18 protein-coding genes are annotated in these 15,153 nt (G+C 55.1%); 11 read left to right on the top strand and 7 right to left on the bottom strand.

Translation table 11 applies throughout. From position 1 onward, the window contains the following. Window positions 1–125 precede the first annotated feature (125 nt). Window positions 126–3,155 (bottom strand): Tn3 family transposase, encoded by a 3,030-nt coding sequence (locus tag HBR94_RS24270; protein ID WP_024015041.1) that lies wholly within the window; start codon window positions 3,153–3,155, stop codon window positions 126–128. After that, window positions 3,139–3,741, bottom strand: coding sequence for a recombinase family protein (locus tag HBR94_RS24265; protein ID WP_010465829.1), 603 nt, complete (start codon window positions 3,739–3,741; stop codon window positions 3,139–3,141). The genes HBR94_RS24270 and HBR94_RS24265 overlap by 17 nt, the downstream gene beginning before the upstream one ends. A 191-nt stretch (window positions 3,742–3,932) precedes the next feature. On the opposite strand from HBR94_RS24265, the gene HBR94_RS24260 reads away from it, so the two are divergent. From HBR94_RS24260 to flgB, 8 genes are all read left to right on the top strand, one after another. Then, window positions 3,933–4,310 carry a type II toxin-antitoxin system RelE/ParE family toxin gene (locus tag HBR94_RS24260; RefSeq protein WP_042933781.1) on the top strand — a complete coding sequence of 126 codons (378 nt, stop codon included), beginning with the start codon at window positions 3,933–3,935 and terminating at the stop codon, window positions 4,308–4,310. Next, a complete protein-coding gene (locus HBR94_RS24255; protein WP_001172026.1) occupies window positions 4,291–4,626 on the top strand; it encodes a helix-turn-helix transcriptional regulator in 336 nt (111 codons plus the stop codon). The genes HBR94_RS24260 and HBR94_RS24255 overlap by 20 nt, the downstream gene beginning before the upstream one ends. A gap of 14 nt (window positions 4,627–4,640) precedes the next feature. Further along, window positions 4,641–4,859, top strand: a complete 219-nt coding sequence (locus tag HBR94_RS24250; protein WP_232877936.1) for a hypothetical protein — start codon at window positions 4,641–4,643, stop codon at window positions 4,857–4,859. A 140-nt stretch (window positions 4,860–4,999) separates the two neighbouring features. After that, window positions 5,000–5,326: a hypothetical protein gene (locus tag HBR94_RS24245; protein WP_000091614.1), complete on the top strand. Its 327-nt coding sequence runs from the start codon at window positions 5,000–5,002 to the stop codon at window positions 5,324–5,326. Next, complete coding sequence (locus HBR94_RS24240; protein ID WP_001054412.1) at window positions 5,323–5,703, top strand: hypothetical protein; 381 nt, start codon at window positions 5,323–5,325, stop codon at window positions 5,701–5,703. The genes HBR94_RS24245 and HBR94_RS24240 overlap by 4 nt, the downstream gene beginning before the upstream one ends. A 156-nt stretch (window positions 5,704–5,859) precedes the next feature. Next, the gene (locus HBR94_RS24235) at window positions 5,860–6,105 is read left to right on the top strand and encodes a DUF3391 domain-containing protein (RefSeq protein WP_232859924.1); all 246 of its coding nucleotides are present in this window, start codon (window positions 5,860–5,862) and stop codon (window positions 6,103–6,105) included. 91 nt (window positions 6,106–6,196) lie between these two features. Next, on the top strand, window positions 6,197–7,066 hold the full coding sequence (locus HBR94_RS24230) for an HD-GYP domain-containing protein (protein ID WP_223198360.1): 870 nt from the start codon (window positions 6,197–6,199) through the stop codon (window positions 7,064–7,066). A 565-nt stretch (window positions 7,067–7,631) separates the two neighbouring features. After that, window positions 7,632–8,045 (top strand): flagellar basal body rod protein FlgB, encoded by a 414-nt coding sequence (gene flgB, locus HBR94_RS24225; protein ID WP_074321236.1) that lies wholly within the window; start codon window positions 7,632–7,634, stop codon window positions 8,043–8,045. A gap of 30 nt (window positions 8,046–8,075) precedes the next feature. On the opposite strand, the gene HBR94_RS24220 is transcribed toward flgB, so the two are convergent. From HBR94_RS24220 to HBR94_RS24200, 5 genes are all read right to left on the bottom strand, one after another. Then, window positions 8,076–8,276: a heavy metal-associated domain-containing protein gene (locus HBR94_RS24220; RefSeq protein WP_074321237.1), complete on the bottom strand. Its 201-nt coding sequence runs from the start codon at window positions 8,274–8,276 to the stop codon at window positions 8,076–8,078. 111 nt (window positions 8,277–8,387) lie between these two features. Next, window positions 8,388–10,745, bottom strand: coding sequence for a heavy metal translocating P-type ATPase (locus HBR94_RS24215; RefSeq protein ID WP_170045669.1), 2,358 nt, complete (start codon window positions 10,743–10,745; stop codon window positions 8,388–8,390). Between the two features lie 2 nt (window positions 10,746–10,747). Next, the gene (locus HBR94_RS24210) at window positions 10,748–10,993 is read right to left on the bottom strand and encodes a DUF2933 domain-containing protein (protein WP_019334910.1); all 246 of its coding nucleotides are present in this window, start codon (window positions 10,991–10,993) and stop codon (window positions 10,748–10,750) included. Between the two features lie 95 nt (window positions 10,994–11,088). Then, a complete protein-coding gene (locus HBR94_RS24205; RefSeq protein WP_019334911.1) occupies window positions 11,089–11,625 on the bottom strand; it encodes a plastocyanin/azurin family copper-binding protein in 537 nt (178 codons plus the stop codon). 163 nt (window positions 11,626–11,788) lie between these two features. Next, window positions 11,789–12,142 (bottom strand): co-regulatory protein PtrA N-terminal domain-containing protein, encoded by a 354-nt coding sequence (locus HBR94_RS24200; protein ID WP_019334912.1) that lies wholly within the window; start codon window positions 12,140–12,142, stop codon window positions 11,789–11,791. Window positions 12,143–12,348: 206 nt separating this feature from the next. Between HBR94_RS24200 and HBR94_RS24195 the strand changes: the two genes are divergently transcribed. The 3 genes from HBR94_RS24195 (at window position 12,349) to copC (ending at window position 15,152) form a co-directional block, all read left to right on the top strand. Further along, window positions 12,349–13,044 (top strand): heavy metal response regulator transcription factor, encoded by a 696-nt coding sequence (locus HBR94_RS24195; protein WP_017341638.1) that lies wholly within the window; start codon window positions 12,349–12,351, stop codon window positions 13,042–13,044. Then, on the top strand, window positions 13,041–14,429 hold the full coding sequence (locus HBR94_RS24190) for a heavy metal sensor histidine kinase (RefSeq protein WP_032708745.1): 1,389 nt from the start codon (window positions 13,041–13,043) through the stop codon (window positions 14,427–14,429). The genes HBR94_RS24195 and HBR94_RS24190 overlap by 4 nt, the downstream gene beginning before the upstream one ends. A gap of 339 nt (window positions 14,430–14,768) precedes the next feature. Next, entirely contained in the window at window positions 14,769–15,152 is a 384-nt protein-coding gene (gene copC / locus HBR94_RS24185) for a copper homeostasis periplasmic binding protein CopC (RefSeq protein WP_017341635.1), read from the top strand. Window position 15,153 lies beyond the last annotated feature (1 nt).

Here is a 15,153-nt window from a genome sequence, read left to right as displayed (position 1 = left end):
GCAGCTCAGCCTCCCTTTCCAGTTCGGCTGTTAAAAAAACAACACCGTTGTTTGAAAGCACCAGCAAATCAAGTGCTCACTCTTCTATTTTACGGGGTTGTACGCCGGAATCCCAGAAATTTCCGTCAGCCCAGCTCCAGTCCCGCCACGAGCGCATCCAGGTCGATGAACTTGCCGTCAGTCTGGAAGGTGTAATGCCCGTTCAGCAGGATGTGCCGCCAGGCCGCTGGCGACATCTGCGTGATCAACGCCAGCGCCTTGGCATTGCCAGCTGCCTCGTACTTCGTCAGCAGCAGGGACAGGATCGCCGAGTTGTAGAAGATGATCGCGTTGCCGATCAGCCTGGCGCACTGGTTGCTGATCTCGATTTCGATGTCGGTGCGGCCGGTCAATTCCTTCTTCCCACCGACTTGGGCGATGGTCGAGCGTAGCTGGTGATAGGACTCAATGCGGTTCTGCGAGCGGTGAACATTACGCTCCAGTTGCGGGTCGCGCAGGTAGCGCAGTGTGTAGATACTGCGGATGAGCTTGTCGAACTCGAAGATTGCGCGCCGCGTCGGGTTCGGCGCCGTATAGGTGCACAGCTTGCGGATCAGCGTGCCCTGCGTCATTTCCTTCAGGCCCAGTGTGGCGACGATTCGGTCGATGTTCGCCTTCTCACCGACGATGAGTTGCCGGTCGATCTGGCCAGCCGGCCGGATCAGGCATTTCTCGTACAATGCCAGATCATCGGCGCAATACAGCTCCTGCAACTGGTCGTCGAGGTCGGTGAAGCGCGGCTCGAAACGAAGTCCGAACCAGTGCAGGATGGCGAAGTTGGCCTTGTTGATGCTGTGCATGTCGCCGGTGATCGCGCTCGGCACGATGTCCGACGTGTTGCGGTACCAGATGTCGAACACGTGGTGAGCCTCGTACTCGTGTGCGCCTATCAGGTAGCCGTTCAACGGCACGTGATTGCACAGCAGCGTGTAGGCGACGACGCCCTTGCCGCGGCCGAAATATTTGCGCGAGTAGCGCGCCTTCACAGTTGGTCGCTCGACGCCGAATTTCTGCCCATCAACGGCACCGTACAACGAATCGAGGTCGAACGAGTAATGCGGGAAGATCGGCAGTGCGGCGATGGCGTTGCTGATGCAATCGTTGGCCACATGTAGCGTCGCCTGGCGCAGGTACTGCTGGTAGGTACTCTCCAGGACGTGGTACGGGATGTCGCTGGTACGTGCCATAACCTGGTTGCCGTGGTTCATGGCTTGGGCAATGATCACCGCCATCAGACTGTCGGCGTCGGCTACCTTCTTCGCATAGCGTGGCTGCAATGGTGTCAGCGCCGACAGGAACTGGCACTGGCCGTTGACGAAGCGAAACACGTCGGCGACATCGCAGTATGGCAGTTGCTCGTAGAGAGCTTGCTCGCGCGCCTTCTGGTTCTCCCCCTTGGGCTTGCGCCAGGTCAGTCTCTGCGTGTCCTTGTCGTATTCCAGGTGCGTCAGCTTGCCCTGTTTCAGCTCGCGATTGAACGCCACCCATTGCGCACGCAACTCGGTCGCCAGTGCATCGAGCTGGGCACTGACCGGCTGCCGCAGGAAGGGGATGTCCATCTGCGCGAGCACGGCGGCTTTCTCGTCCATCGAAACCAACTCGTCGGACAAATGCCGGTGCTGCAAGCTATCGTCAATGTAGAGCTCGCCCGCCTGGAAGCGTTTCCTGACCTGACGGTAAAGCCAGAATTCGTAACGATCGGCATGCAGGCCTGTCGGCGTGCCTTCGGCATCGAACATCAGCAGGTACGGACGCAAGCGTTTCGGCAGCGTTGCCGCCGGACATTCGTCGAGTGGCCGTTGTGATAGGCGCTGCTGCTTGGCGAACACGCTCTTGGCCCAAGTCAGCGCCGCGAGCCATGGGTTATCGGGGGCCGTGCCGGCGAAGTCGAGCGCGACGTACAGCGGCCGTAGATGGCGTCGAATGCGTTCGGCCAGGCCGTCCACCGCCTGCCAGTGCAGCGCCAGTTTGTTCAGTGGCTTGACGCTCATGCGCTGCGCCGTGTTTTGCAGCAATTCCCTGGACATGATTTTGTAGGCGCGTTGGCGCACCTCGCCGAACGGCGTCGGATCGGCCACGCTGTCGTCCACGTACAGCGACAGCAGGCGGCCAACCTGCGGCGTTTCCTGATGGCGTCGCAGCTGTTCGGCGACAAAGGACTGTTTCGCACCCGTGCGGCTCTCGTCCTCAAGTTTTTTCATGTGGAAGGCCATCGCGTCGACCAGGTTGTCGGTGAGCTGCCGGTAACGTACCCAGGCATAGCACAGCAGGTAGAGCCGGGTCTGCTCCGCCTTCAGGTGGCGCAGGTCATGGACGGTATAGAAGTTCGCCAGGCTCGCGTAGTACAGCAGGTTCTGCTGCGAGATGCCGAGCTTGGGCAGCAGCGCCTTGGCGATCCCGTGCAAGGACTTCAGCGTGGCGCGCTTCTCGCGCTCCCCTGCCATCTGACGCCAGCCGAAATCTTTAGCGTCCTGCTTGAGCGCTGCCAGTTGAGACAGGGTGTCGTCACGCACCAGGAGCTGGCCCAGCGCAGCTTTGGCCGATTCGTCCAACACTTCTGCCAGCAAGCCGCCCAAGCGCCTGCGTTCGGTGGACAGGGCTTCACTGACCAGCTCTTGTAAGGTGGTGTGGCCGGGCCGGATGATTTTGTGCTCGCTGAGCCAAACGATCAGTTCGGCGGCCACGAATCCTGGCATTACGTCGCGCCGCACGATCTGTTCAGCCTGCTGTGCCAGTTGCGGCAGGAAGCTAGCCGCCCACGACCGGTAGCCGAACAGTTCGGCGATCTGACCCCTCTGGCTGTAGTGCTCATGCTTGGTGATCGCCTTGCGTTCGAACGCTTCGCCGTGGAAATAGCGACTCAGCACGAAGGCGCAATCGTCCTCGACCTCATGCCAATCGAAGCGGAAGAAAGCATGCTTGGCCTTGAAGTAGCCGATCTGCAAGACGCAATAGACTTGGGCCTGCAGGCTAGGCCGGCTGCTGGCGAACGCCAGTTCAGATTCGGCCAACGCCAGGTATTCCAGCCGCTGAGCATCGTCGAAGTCCGGTAGGCCGTACAAGGCTTCCTGCTCTGCGTCAGAAAAGACGGTGAGTAGCTTATTCTTGTTGCTCATCGACCGTCCTTCCCGCACCACGCCAACCTGCTCGCGTCAATGTTTCGATCAACGTAGTGCGCTTGACATTGAAGTTGCGGCACACCGCCGCCTTAGACATGCCGCCATCGAGCGCGGCGACGATGGCGTCCAGCTTCTCACCAGTGATCGCCTGCGGCCGGCCGCCGATCCGGCCGCGTTTGCGTGCGGCGGCCAAGCCCGCGACGACGCGCTCCTGAATCAAGGCGCGCTCGTACTGCGCGAGCGCACCGAACACCTGGAACAGGAATTCGCCCGAGGGCGTCGTAGTGTCCAGGTTCTCTGTCAGCGAGCGGAACGCCACCCGCTTGTCCTTGAGCGAAGTCACAATGGCGAGCAGGTGCGACAGCGAGCGACCGAGCCGGTCGAGTTTCCACACCACCAGCACATCGCCGGCTCGAACGAACTCAAGCGCCCGCGCCAAGCCGGCACGGTCATCCTTCGCGCCAGAGGCACGATCCTCAAACAGGTGACGCGGATCGACGCCGGCGGCGAGCAGCGCGTCGCGCTGCAAGTCCGTGCTCTGGCGGTCGGAGTCCGACGACACGCGCATGTAGCCAACCAACATAGGCGGATAACCATCAAAAACAGGTTTCCGCATAATAGTGAATAGCGATAGAGTTTTCCGTACATTTTTGAGGGGGTGTTGCACAGGTAGCACAGCGGCGGCTGACAGCCTGTCGCAAAACAAATGTTTTACGACACCTCCTTGAGGTTGCCGCGTTTACATCATTACCTGAACAGGTATAAAATTCCGTCATGACAAACAAAGAAAAACCGCTCGAATGGATCGCGAGCAGCCACAAGGATTTGATGGCGTTGCCGTCCGACGTGCGTCGCCGTTTCGGTTACGCGCTCTCGTTGGCGCAGATAGGCGATCAGGATGACGCAGCAAAGGTGCTCAAGGGGTTCGGTGGTACCGGCGTGCTGGAGGTCGTCGAAGACGATGCCGGCGGCACCTATCGAGCGGTATACACGGTCAAGTTTGCGGAAGCGGTGTTCGTCCTGCACTGCTTCCAGAAGAAGAGCAAGAGCGGAATCGCCACGCCAAAGGCCGACATGGACATCATCCGCGCTCGGCTGAAGGTGGCCGAGGTATTGGCACAGGAGCTACGAAATGCAAAAACGAATCATTGAAGGCGTCGAGGTTCAGCGCAGCTCGGGCAACGTCTTTGCCGACCTTGGACTGCCTGACGCTGAAAAGCTCAAGATCAAGACCGGCCTGGTGGTCGAGATCAGGAGGGCCATGCGCGCCCTTGGGCTGACTCAACAAGCGGCGGCCAAACGCATGGGCATCCCGCAACCGAAGGTGTCGGGCATGATGCGCGGCGACTTCACCAATCTATCCGAACGCAAGCTGATGGATTGTCTGAATCGCCTCGGCTACGACATCGAAATCAAGGTACGGCCAGCAGCCGAGCCGATCGGGCATCTAACGCTCGCAACCGCTTAATCGGAGCTCTCCTGATGGCAGCCCGCATCACCGACGACGAATGGGACGAACTGACTCCCGAGAATTTCGATACCACGGCACTGCTGCGTGCAGTCGATGCCGTGGACGTGCTGCGCGGCGATTTGAATGACAGCGCAGACGGCGCACCTCCGCAACTGCGCACCGACCTGTTGAAGCTGCATCAACTGGCAATGGCCGCGTTCAACGAGGGATCACGCAGCCGAGTGGCTTAGCTATTTGATCTCGCCGTGGATCTTCAGGATCAGGTTGATCATCTGATGACCTCGCTGGAACAAGTGCAAGAAACCCTGTCCCGGTTGACGGCGCTCTACCCAGAAAGCCTGTCCTGAATGTTCTTGGAGACAACCACATCATGAGCCGCAGCCGCCGCAAAACGCCCATCGTTGGGCACACGACCTGCCGTAGCGAGCGCGAGGACAAGAAACTCTGGCATCAGCGCTGGCGAACCCACGAGCGCACCGCGCTGGCCAGCGCGTCGCCGGAAGCTCTATGCGCCCATCTGCCTCTACTGGAAAACCAGGTCAGCAACGTCTGGTCGATGGGTAAGGATGGCCGCTCCTACTGGCCCATCAAGCGCCAGGCCGCCACGGCGGATCGCATTGCCAACCACAAGGGACGCAATCCGCAAGAGCGCGCCTCCCTGAAAAAGCGTCTGCTGCGCAAGTGGATGAGCAAATGAACCTGTCCACCATCGAGGCGCTGGCTATCGCTTGGGCGCGAATCGCTGAAGAAGCAGAACTCCCAGCCGGCTACGAGGGCACGGCGACGCCAGAGGCGCATCGGGCCTGCGAGGTGATCCAGGAGCGGATTCGAGAGCACGTCGTCGCCACCAATGACATGCGGCTGTTCGGCCTGCTGCACCTGCTTGGGCAGGCGTCGCTGCGCATGGAGCAAGCGCTGTGGCCGGAAGAATATGCGCGGATGACCCGCGAGGTCGAGGAAGCTCTCCGAGAGGCCGACGACCCCAACGCCAAGTCGTACACCCACGAAGAAGTCATGCAGGCGATGCAGGAACGCATCGACCGAGCGCGAGACAAAGCCATGTTGATCGGCTGACGGAAATTTCGGCGGTTCCGGCTGATCCAAGAATCTTGGCGTGACCTTACCTCCGCTCTACCGCTGGGTGCCAGCCTCGGCGCACGCCTAACCACCCAACTCAGAAAGGAAAATAAGTTGGTAAAACGCATTCCCGTATCCGAGCTTCGTCTCGGCATGTACATCCACAAGCTCGCCGGCTCTTGGGTTCGACACCCATTCTGGCGCGGCAGCTTCCTGCTGACCGAGCCTCAGGATCTCTCTGCCATTCGAGAATGTGGCGTCGGGGAGGTCTGGGTCGACTTGGCCAAAAGCCAAGTCGACCCAGAGAGCCCAGAGAGCCCAGAGAGCCCAGAGCCCAGAGCCCAGAGCCCAGAGCCCAGAGCCCAGAGAATTGTCGGAGGAGCAATCTCTGCCGTCTAGTCCACTAAGCAAGAAAAGTGACGGCGCAACCTCAATGGAGAGCGAAATGTGTTATGCACGGAAACTCTGTCTTGCGGCCAAGTCCCAAGTCATGGACATGTTCCAGGAAGCCCGGCTTGGCAAGGCCGTCGACCCAAGCACGACGTTGCCGCTGGTCGGAGAAATCGCTGCCTCGGTGCTGCGCCAACCTCATGCCCTCATCAGCGTCGCACGCATCAAAACGCACGACGATTACACCTACCTGCACTCGGTTGCCGTCTGCGCCCTGATGCTATCGCTGGCCCGGCATCTCGATCTAGACGAGGAGCAAACGCGCCTGGCTGGCATCGGCGGACTGATGCACGACCTAGGCAAGGCCGCGATGCCGCTGGAAGTGCTTAACAAACCAGGCAAGCTCACCGATGCCGAGTTCGCCATCATGAAGCGCCACCCTGTGGAGGGCGCAAAGATGCTGCGCGCAGGCGGGGCCGAGCCCGGGGTGGTGGACATTGCCCTGCACCATCACGAGAAGATCGACGGAACCGGCTACCCGGATCGCTTGGCCGGTGACGCCATTTCACTCCTGGCCCGCATGGGCGCAATCTGCGACGTCTATGATGCCGTGACGTCGGAGCGAGCCTACAAAAAGCCGTGGGACCCGTCCGCGGCGATGCGGCAGATGGCCAAGTGGGAGGGCCATTTCGACAAACGCATCTTCCACGCCTTCGTCAAGGCCGTGGGCATCTACCCCGTCGGCTCCTTGGTTCGCCTGTCCTCTCAGCGTCTGGCCGTTGTCGTTGAGCCGGGAATGGAATCACTGCTGACTCCCAAGGTTCGCGTGTTCTTCTCGCTACGCTCGAGAGAGCCGATCCCGATGCAGACCATCGACCTGGCGGCCACGAGTTGCAAGGACAGTATCACTGGCCCCGAAGACCCGACGCTCTGGAACTTCAAGAACCTCGACGACTTGTGGATGGAATAGCCCCCACAAAACGACGGCCCCGTGAGGGAGCCGTTGAACATCGTCGAGCGATGCCCGTCCAGGGAGGGATGGCCGAGCTCGATTCTCCAGAAGGTAGCTGGTGACACGAGTGTTGAGCCCACCCAACTAGGGTGACGGAAATTTCTGGGGTTCCGGCTTACATCCCCTGATAGGGTTCATTTGGGTTTCCTCTGATAGATGGTAGCCCCTGAATCCACAACAAAGTTGTTGATGCTCAGGGAAGAGCTTAAGGCTCAATAGGACTATAAGACTGATTCCCTGTCAGGCAGCTTAGGCCAATATTACAGTTGTGTCAGGTTCCGATATTTCTCTTGAGCTGCGATGTACTTAATCCGTATGGTCTATCCATTGTCGGAATTCGCTGAAATCAAGCTCCTAAAATTTAGCCGTTCGGTGTTCTGTGCTTTCGGTCACTTTCACAGGGCTTGACGTTTTTTGAATTTGCACCGGAGTTATAAGCCGACTCAGACGCACCACATTCAACACATAAGTATTTGATATAGGTGAAAATGGGAAATAGTAGCGTGACGTAAGGTGGCCGCTTGTGAGCATTAATTTTGAAAAAGCGCTTGGCTCCGCAGAAAGAGCGTTAGTTTATCGCGGCCAAAGAGCTGAGGTACTTAGCAATAATATCGCTAACGCTGATACTCGTAACTTTAAGGCTAGAGATTTGGAGTTTTCTGCTGTGCTCGCCAGCCAGACAAAACGAGGCTTGGATTCTCCGTTCTCTTTGAAAACAACAAACCTAAAACATATTGCCGCAAACGAATTAGCAAGTGATGGTCAAGGTGATGGTTTGTTTTACAGCACGCCTTACCAACCTTCACTTGATCAAAATACTGTGGATGCACAGCTTGAAGTTGCAAAGTTTACTGATAACGAAATTCATTTTGAAAGCGCTTTTAATAGATTGAACGGAGCATTTAAGGGGTTGCTTAAAGCTCTGCGAGGTGATTAGTAAGATTTACCCAACAATGAAATCAGCGCCTTAAGCGCTGATTTGCGATGGGAAACCGAGTGATTCGACAGCTTTACGAACTTGCTCTGGGTTTTCGCTACTTTCAACGCTTACCTTACCTGCCGCGCGATCCACGGAAACTTTAGCCTCGCTGTCCAACGATTGAATCGCTTTAGTGATTTTGCTGACGCAGCTACCGCAACCAATGCCTGATACGTTTAAGACGAACATGGTTATTCCTCTTGTGCTGAGCGGTCTCTTTTCACCGCGATGACAGCATCAACGTTGACACCGCGGTAAGGTCAAGAGTTATGTTTTGTGGGGTGCGAGCAACGGTTTCGCTCAAGCTATATGGGTATTCCTCAGTCTCAAAGCATTGAAAACTACAGACGCAGAACTGACGCTCATGGCTAACGCAGCGATCATTGGCGACAGAAGGTGCCCCGTCAGCGGATAGAGTAGGCCTGCGGCCAAGGGAATACCCATTGAGTTGTAAAGGAAGGCGAAACCCAAGTTTTGCCGCATGTTTTTTACTGTCGCAACCGAAAGTGCCCGTGCCCGTAGAATCCCCATCAGGTCGCCTTTTACCAGCGTGAGCTGCGCGCTATTCATCGCGACATCAGTCCCTGTACCCATGGCAATGCCCACATCTGCACGCGCCAAGGCCGGTGCGTCGTTGATACCGTCGCCGGCCATGGCAACCTTTCGACCGTATCGCTGGAGGTCCGCCACCAGGCGCTCTTTGTCCTGAGGTTTAACTTCTCCATGAACCTCTTCAATACCCATCTCCTTGGCGACAGCACGTGCGGTGGTGAGCCCGTCTCCGGTGGCCATGATGATTTTTACGTTATCAGCTTTAAGCTTGGTGACTGCTTCTTTGGAGGTCGGTTTTATCGGATCTGAGACCGCCAGTAATCCTGCCAGAACCCCGTCAACTGCTAGATAGATGATGCTGATGCCTTCAAGGCGCAACAACTCTGCACGGTACTGTAAGACCTTAGTGCTTACACCGGCAGCGTCCATCAGTGCTGTGTTGCCCAGCTGTACCTTCTTGCCATCAACGAGGCCACTGACTCCAATCCCAGACCCGGACTCAAACGATTCAGGCTTGGTGAGCACGATATTTTCAGTTCGGGCATGGTCGACGATGGCGCGCGCCAAAGGATGTTCGCTGCCTTGATCAAGGCTAGCGGCCAGTTGAAGAACATCGTGTGGGTTGAAATCTGGTGTGGCCTCCACACTGTGAAATACCGGCCGTCCCTCTGTCAGGGTCCCCGTTTTATCGACAATCAGCGTGTCGATCTTGCAAAGGTTTTCAATAGCACTGGCGTCCCTGAATAGCACACCCATACTGGCGGCTTTACCCGTCGAAACCATGATCGACATGGGCGTTGCGAGACCAAGTGCACAGGGGCAAGCGATGATAAGTACGGCGACAGCGTTGATCAGGCCGAAGACCCAGCTGGGTTCCGGGCCGAATAGTCCCCAGCCTAAGAATGTCAGCAACGCAATCGCGATAACCCCCATCACAAAGTAGCCGGCGATCGAGTCGGCCATTCTTTGCATTGACGCTTTGGAGCGTTGGGCTAGAGCGACCATTTGCACTATCTGCGACAGCATGGTGTCGGCGCCGACCTTTTGCGCCTCCATCACCAAGCTCCCGTGAGTATTAAGCGTGGCGCCGATCAAACTATCCCCTGGTCTTTTCATTACCGGCACAGGCTCACCAGTGAGCATGGACTCATCCACCGCACTTTCTCCCTCGAGCACAGAGCCATCAACTGGCACCTTTTCACCAGGTCTGACCCGCAAATGGTCGCCCAAGTGAACATGGGTAAGAGGAATGTCTTCCTCCTGACCATCGGCGTTGATCTTGCGTGCAGTTTTGGGAGATAGGCCTAGAAGGGACTTAATTGCTGCGGAGGTTTGTGACCGTGCTTTTAGCTCAAGAATCTGCCCAAGCAAGGTGAGCGAGATGATGACCGCAGCGGCTTCGAAGTAAACGCCGATGCGTCCATCTTGCATGAAGGTGGTGGGAAAACTTTGGGGAAAGAGGGTTGCTGCGACGCTGTAAAGATAAGCTGCGGAAGTACCCAAACCTATCAGAGTCCACATATTTGGACTGCGATTTCTAACAGATGCTATGCCCCTTACAAAAAAGGGCCACCCTGCCCATAAGGTAACCGGTGTCGCAAGAGCAAACTCGATCCAGTTTTGAACCGAACCATGGAAGAGTTGTAATGAATGGCCCGCCATGGCTAGAACGGTCACTATCACGGTTAAAGGCAGAGACCACCAAAAGCGGCGCGCGAAATCACGGAGCTCGGTTTTGTCATCGTCATCTAGCGCCGGAATGACAGGTTCTAATGTCATGCCACATTTTGGGCAATTGCCGGGCCCTGGCTGTTTTATTTCCGGGTGCATCGGACAGGTAAATTCAGTGGCTACTTGGCGCGCGGGTTCTGTAGCCGCGATGCTGGGTTCAGTGCTGGGATGAATACCACTGTAGTGCTCTGGAGCTGCCCGAAATTTTTCTTGGCATTTCTGGCTGCAAAACTGATAAATCTGTCCCTGATAAGACTCGCCAAATTTACTTGGAGGCGTAATCGTCATGCCGCACACCGGGTCACGTAGATCAGCGTCAGGGGGCGAGGCAGCGTGGGTAGGACCGTGATCGTGGTGGCTCGGTTTATTGGGCATAGCTATTTCTCTTCCTTGTTGGCTTGCGCCTGATTGCCATGGTCATGTGCGCCATGTCCATGCCCCAAAAAATGCATCAATGGACAGATCAACAGAATGAGATAGGGCAAGTATGGATAGACGTGGCTGAAATGCTCCCGCACCACGTAGAAGGCGCCGATCACAATGAACATAATCAGCACAACGCCTGTTTTGCGCGTCCAAAATGGGGTGGTGATGCTTCCAGCCGGATGCTGATGGTTATTCATGATCTAGACCCCAGTGTGTGAGCGAGTTGCTCTGATGTCTGCCTCAGAGCGTAGCCAACTCTTGAGGAGATGCGGGTTTAGTGGTCAGTTCAGGCTCACTTCAGGTCAAATTGACCGACCATCCCAGATTGGTAATGACCTGGCACGTTGCAGGCAAATTGAAGTCCAGTTGTATTGTTGAAGGTCCAGATCAATTCCTTTGTTGCTCCTGGCTCGATCAGCATGCTGTTCGGGTCGTTGTGTTCCATTCCAACCATCTTCATCCCTCCCATGCTGTGACCCATGCTGCCCGTCATTTTCCCTGACCCGGTGGGTGTAAGCGTTCCGTTCTGGAACATGCTCGCCATTTCTTTTTGGTGCGCCGCATGAGCGGCGGCTTGGCCGATATTGAATTCGTGCAGCAGTGCGCCCTTATTACGAAGGACAAAACGAATAGTCTCACCAGGCTTCACATCGATGTTTTTAGGCATGAAGAAAATATCACCCATCTCCACATCTACCGTACGGGTCACCGCAGAGGCGACGCCAGGCTGGCCGATGTCCTCTTTGCCATGACCTACGTCTGCCATGGCCGTCGCACCGAAGAATAGGGTGATCGCCGCAATAACTGGGGTAACGAGCTTAGCTTTCATGATGACCTCAAGAGCAAATTGAAAACACTAGCTATGCTAAAAGGATAGAGCTGCCAGCTAACTGACGTGAACACTACATTTCTGTCAGTTTCCAAGAGTAGTGCGGCGCGCATATGACGCCGTACCAACCGAGCGGATCAAACAGCCCATCGGAGGTACCCGGTTACTGATGGTTCTCAGAAAGCATCAGTTTGTGTTCGCGCTGCATTTGGTTCAAAACGTCATCAACCATAGCGTCGTGCTTTTCCATCCAGGAAAGATGTTCCTGAGGCGACATTGATGCTTTTGGGTGATCCTGATGGAGTTGGTTCATGATCTCGCCCAGCAGTTTCATATGCTCGGCCATGTGTACATGGCGCTCTCCCTCTGGGGCTTTTTCAGCTTGCACCAAGGTCGCTTCTGCTTTGTCGCGTAGGCTTTCCATACGCTCCGCAATCCGATCTGCGCCACCTTCAGCCAAAGCAGACGCTGAGATGAGTATCGAACCCACAAAGAAAAGGATTTTTAGATGATTCATGAGGAAGCTCCTTTTTAATCTGTTTTCCGGCTCCCCCAAGGTTTCATGCGGAGGCGTCGGTCGAGTACTAGGGAGTACTCATGCTCGAACCCTAGACAGCACTCGCTGACATCTACCTGAAGCCAATATTACTTTTCTGTCAGTTGCTGGTTGGCAGAAGCATTTCCTTGCAGACTCATCATCACAATCATTCGAGAGCCACCCCCATGAGACTTCTGGTTGCGGAAGACGAACCCAAAATAGGCATTTATTTGCAGCAAGGTCTTGCTGAGGCAGGGTTCAATGTTGATCGCTTTACCAATGGTAAGGAGGCGCTTCAACACGCGTTGAGCGAGGCTTATGACCTGCTGATTCTCGATGTGATGATGCCTGGGCTGGACGGATGGGAAGTACTTCAGAAGGTGCGGGCATCCGGAAAAAATGTCCCCGTGCTTTTTCTCACGGCGCGAGACCGCGTCGAGGATCGCGTCAAAGGACTTGAGCTGGGGGCAGACGATTACCTCATAAAACCCTTCGCTTTTTCTGAATTGCTGGCCCGCGTCAGAACGCTGCTGCGAAGAGGGAGTACAGCCCCCTCCCAAACTCATATGAAATTGGCTGATCTTGAGGTTGACCTGCTCAAGCGCAGGGTTGTCCGTGGAGGCAAACGTATAGATCTCACGGCCAAAGAGTTTGCGTTACTCGAATTGCTGCTCCGTCGTCGAGGTGAGGTGCTGCCTAAGTCGCTTATCGCTTCCCAGGTGTGGGACATGAACTTCGACAGCGATACTAACGTCATCGAGGTCGCCGTAAGGCGGCTCAGAGCAAAGATTGATGATGATTTTGAGGTCAAGCTTATCCACACCTCCCGAGGCATGGGCTACATGCTAGATGCGCCGGATTCTGGGACGGGGCTGGAATGAATCGAATGTCTCTGACTACCCGCATGAGCCTGATGTTCATGCTAGCTGTAACGGCGGTGCTCACCGTCGCTGGACTCAGTTTTAACAGCCTTAGCCGGCATCATTTCAAAATGCTAGATCAGCAGGCGCTGAACGAGAAGCTACACTCGACCCAAAGAATTTTGACGGGATTGAGTAGCATTGACCAGTTCAGTGATGTTAAGCCTGAGTTGGAGGCGCTGCTGGGTGCTCACCGAGATTTGACAGCCCTGATCTTCGATGGTCAGGGCAAGACCCTTTTTGCTGATCCAGGTCCAATCGATATTCCGGAAGGCTTTCGTACGACTTCAAACAACAATGTTTGGGAGTGGCGGGATGATGAGCAAACGTTCCGGGGAATAACGGCGCAAGCGATTGTGACGGGACAAGAAAAACCGCTGACCGTACTGTTGATCTTTGACGTTACGCAACATATGGCGTTCTTTGAGACGCTTGAACGCTGGTTTTTGATAGGGTTGTTTATAAGCGCGCTGGTCAGTGCGGCGCTGGGCTGGATGGTCGCGAGCAGTGGACTAAGGCCTATTCGCCAGGTTACTCAAGTCGCTGCGTCAATGTCTGCTAAATCGCTCAAAGAACGGATTCCTTTAGCGGCCGTTCCTAAAGAGCTTCAGCAGATGGTGCTTTCTTTCAATGCAATGTTATCTAGACTTGACGATGCATTTGTTCGCTTATCAAACTTCTCTGCGGACATTGCTCACGAACTACGAACACCTGTCAGCAATTTGATGACTCACACCGAAGTGGTTTTATCTAGAAAAAGGAATATTGAGGACTACGAAGACAACTTGTACTCGAATCTTGATGACCTGAAGCGTATGGGCCGGATGATCGATGACATGCTTTTTCTAGCGAAATCTGACAATGGTCTGATTTCTCATGAAAACAAACCGATAGACTTGGTAGCGCTAGTAGAAAAATTACTCGAGTACTACCGCTTGTTGGCTGATGAGCAAGGCATCGACCTTAAGGTGACAGGGAGGGGCAGCGTCCGAGGTGACGTTCTTATGCTCGACAGGGCTATCTCTAATCTGCTCTCGAATGCCCTCCGGTACACCTCCGCAGGGAAATGTATCAGCGTCAATATAAGGCAGGAAGGGACGTCAATCTCTGTCTCCGTGGAAAACCCTGGAGAACCTATCGCTCCTGAGCACCTTGAAAAACTGTTTGATCGATTTTATCGAGTGGACCCCGCTCGTAGAGAAGGAAACCCAAGTAATGCGGGGCTAGGCTTATCAATCACTCGATCCATTATCGAGTCGCATGGCGGCAAGATATGGTGCACGTCGTCAGATGGAAAAACAGCCTTTCATATACAGCTCCCATGTGCGAGTGCAGAAAATGCCTAATCAACGACACCATATACACCCGAGCAGCTATGTGGTCTTGCGAACGGTTATCACAGTGTGAACGTCGCAAAACGGAAGCCAGTTTTAACCATTTTTTCAAGAAATTCAGCGTCCCAAAGCAGGTCCAAGCTGACTGAAATGTAATCGAATAGTTTGCGTTCGTGTGGCATCGTGTACTTGCGCTGTGACGTTGGAATTCTTGTGATTATTCCTGTCCAGGCCGCCGTAGAACACGGAATTTGCTAGGTAGCTCGCCAGTGTTTTTAATAAGCGTAAAAGTAATAACTAGATACTCATCAAAAACCTAGAATCAACAGCTTTTGCTGTGAGGAGTCTTGCATGTCATTCCTTAAAACCACCACCGTAGCTGTAGCACTGACAGCGGGTTTGCTTTTGAGTGCAGTTGCTCAGGCACATCCAAAGCTGCTTTCTTCTACTCCAGCAGAAGGGTCGGATGTTGCTGCTCCTGCGAAAATTGAACTGCAATTTTCTGAGAATCTAACGACTCAGTTTTCCGGTGCTAAGCTGATCATGACCGATATGCCTGGCATGCCTAACTCCCCAATGGGCGTTAAAGCAGCCGTTGCAGGCGGTGGAGATCCTAAGACAATGGTTATTACGCCTGCATCGCCATTGACCACAGGTACTTATAAAGTTGAGTGGCGTGCCGTCTCGTCTGACACTCATCCAATCACCGGCAATTTTTCTTTCAAAGTGAAATGAT

Source organism: Pseudomonas sp. WS 5412 (assembly GCF_012985615.1).
In the GTDB taxonomy this organism is placed as follows: Bacteria; Pseudomonadota; Gammaproteobacteria; order Pseudomonadales; family Pseudomonadaceae; genus Aquipseudomonas; species Aquipseudomonas shahriarae.
This window is presented reverse-complemented; position numbering and strand designations above follow the sequence as displayed.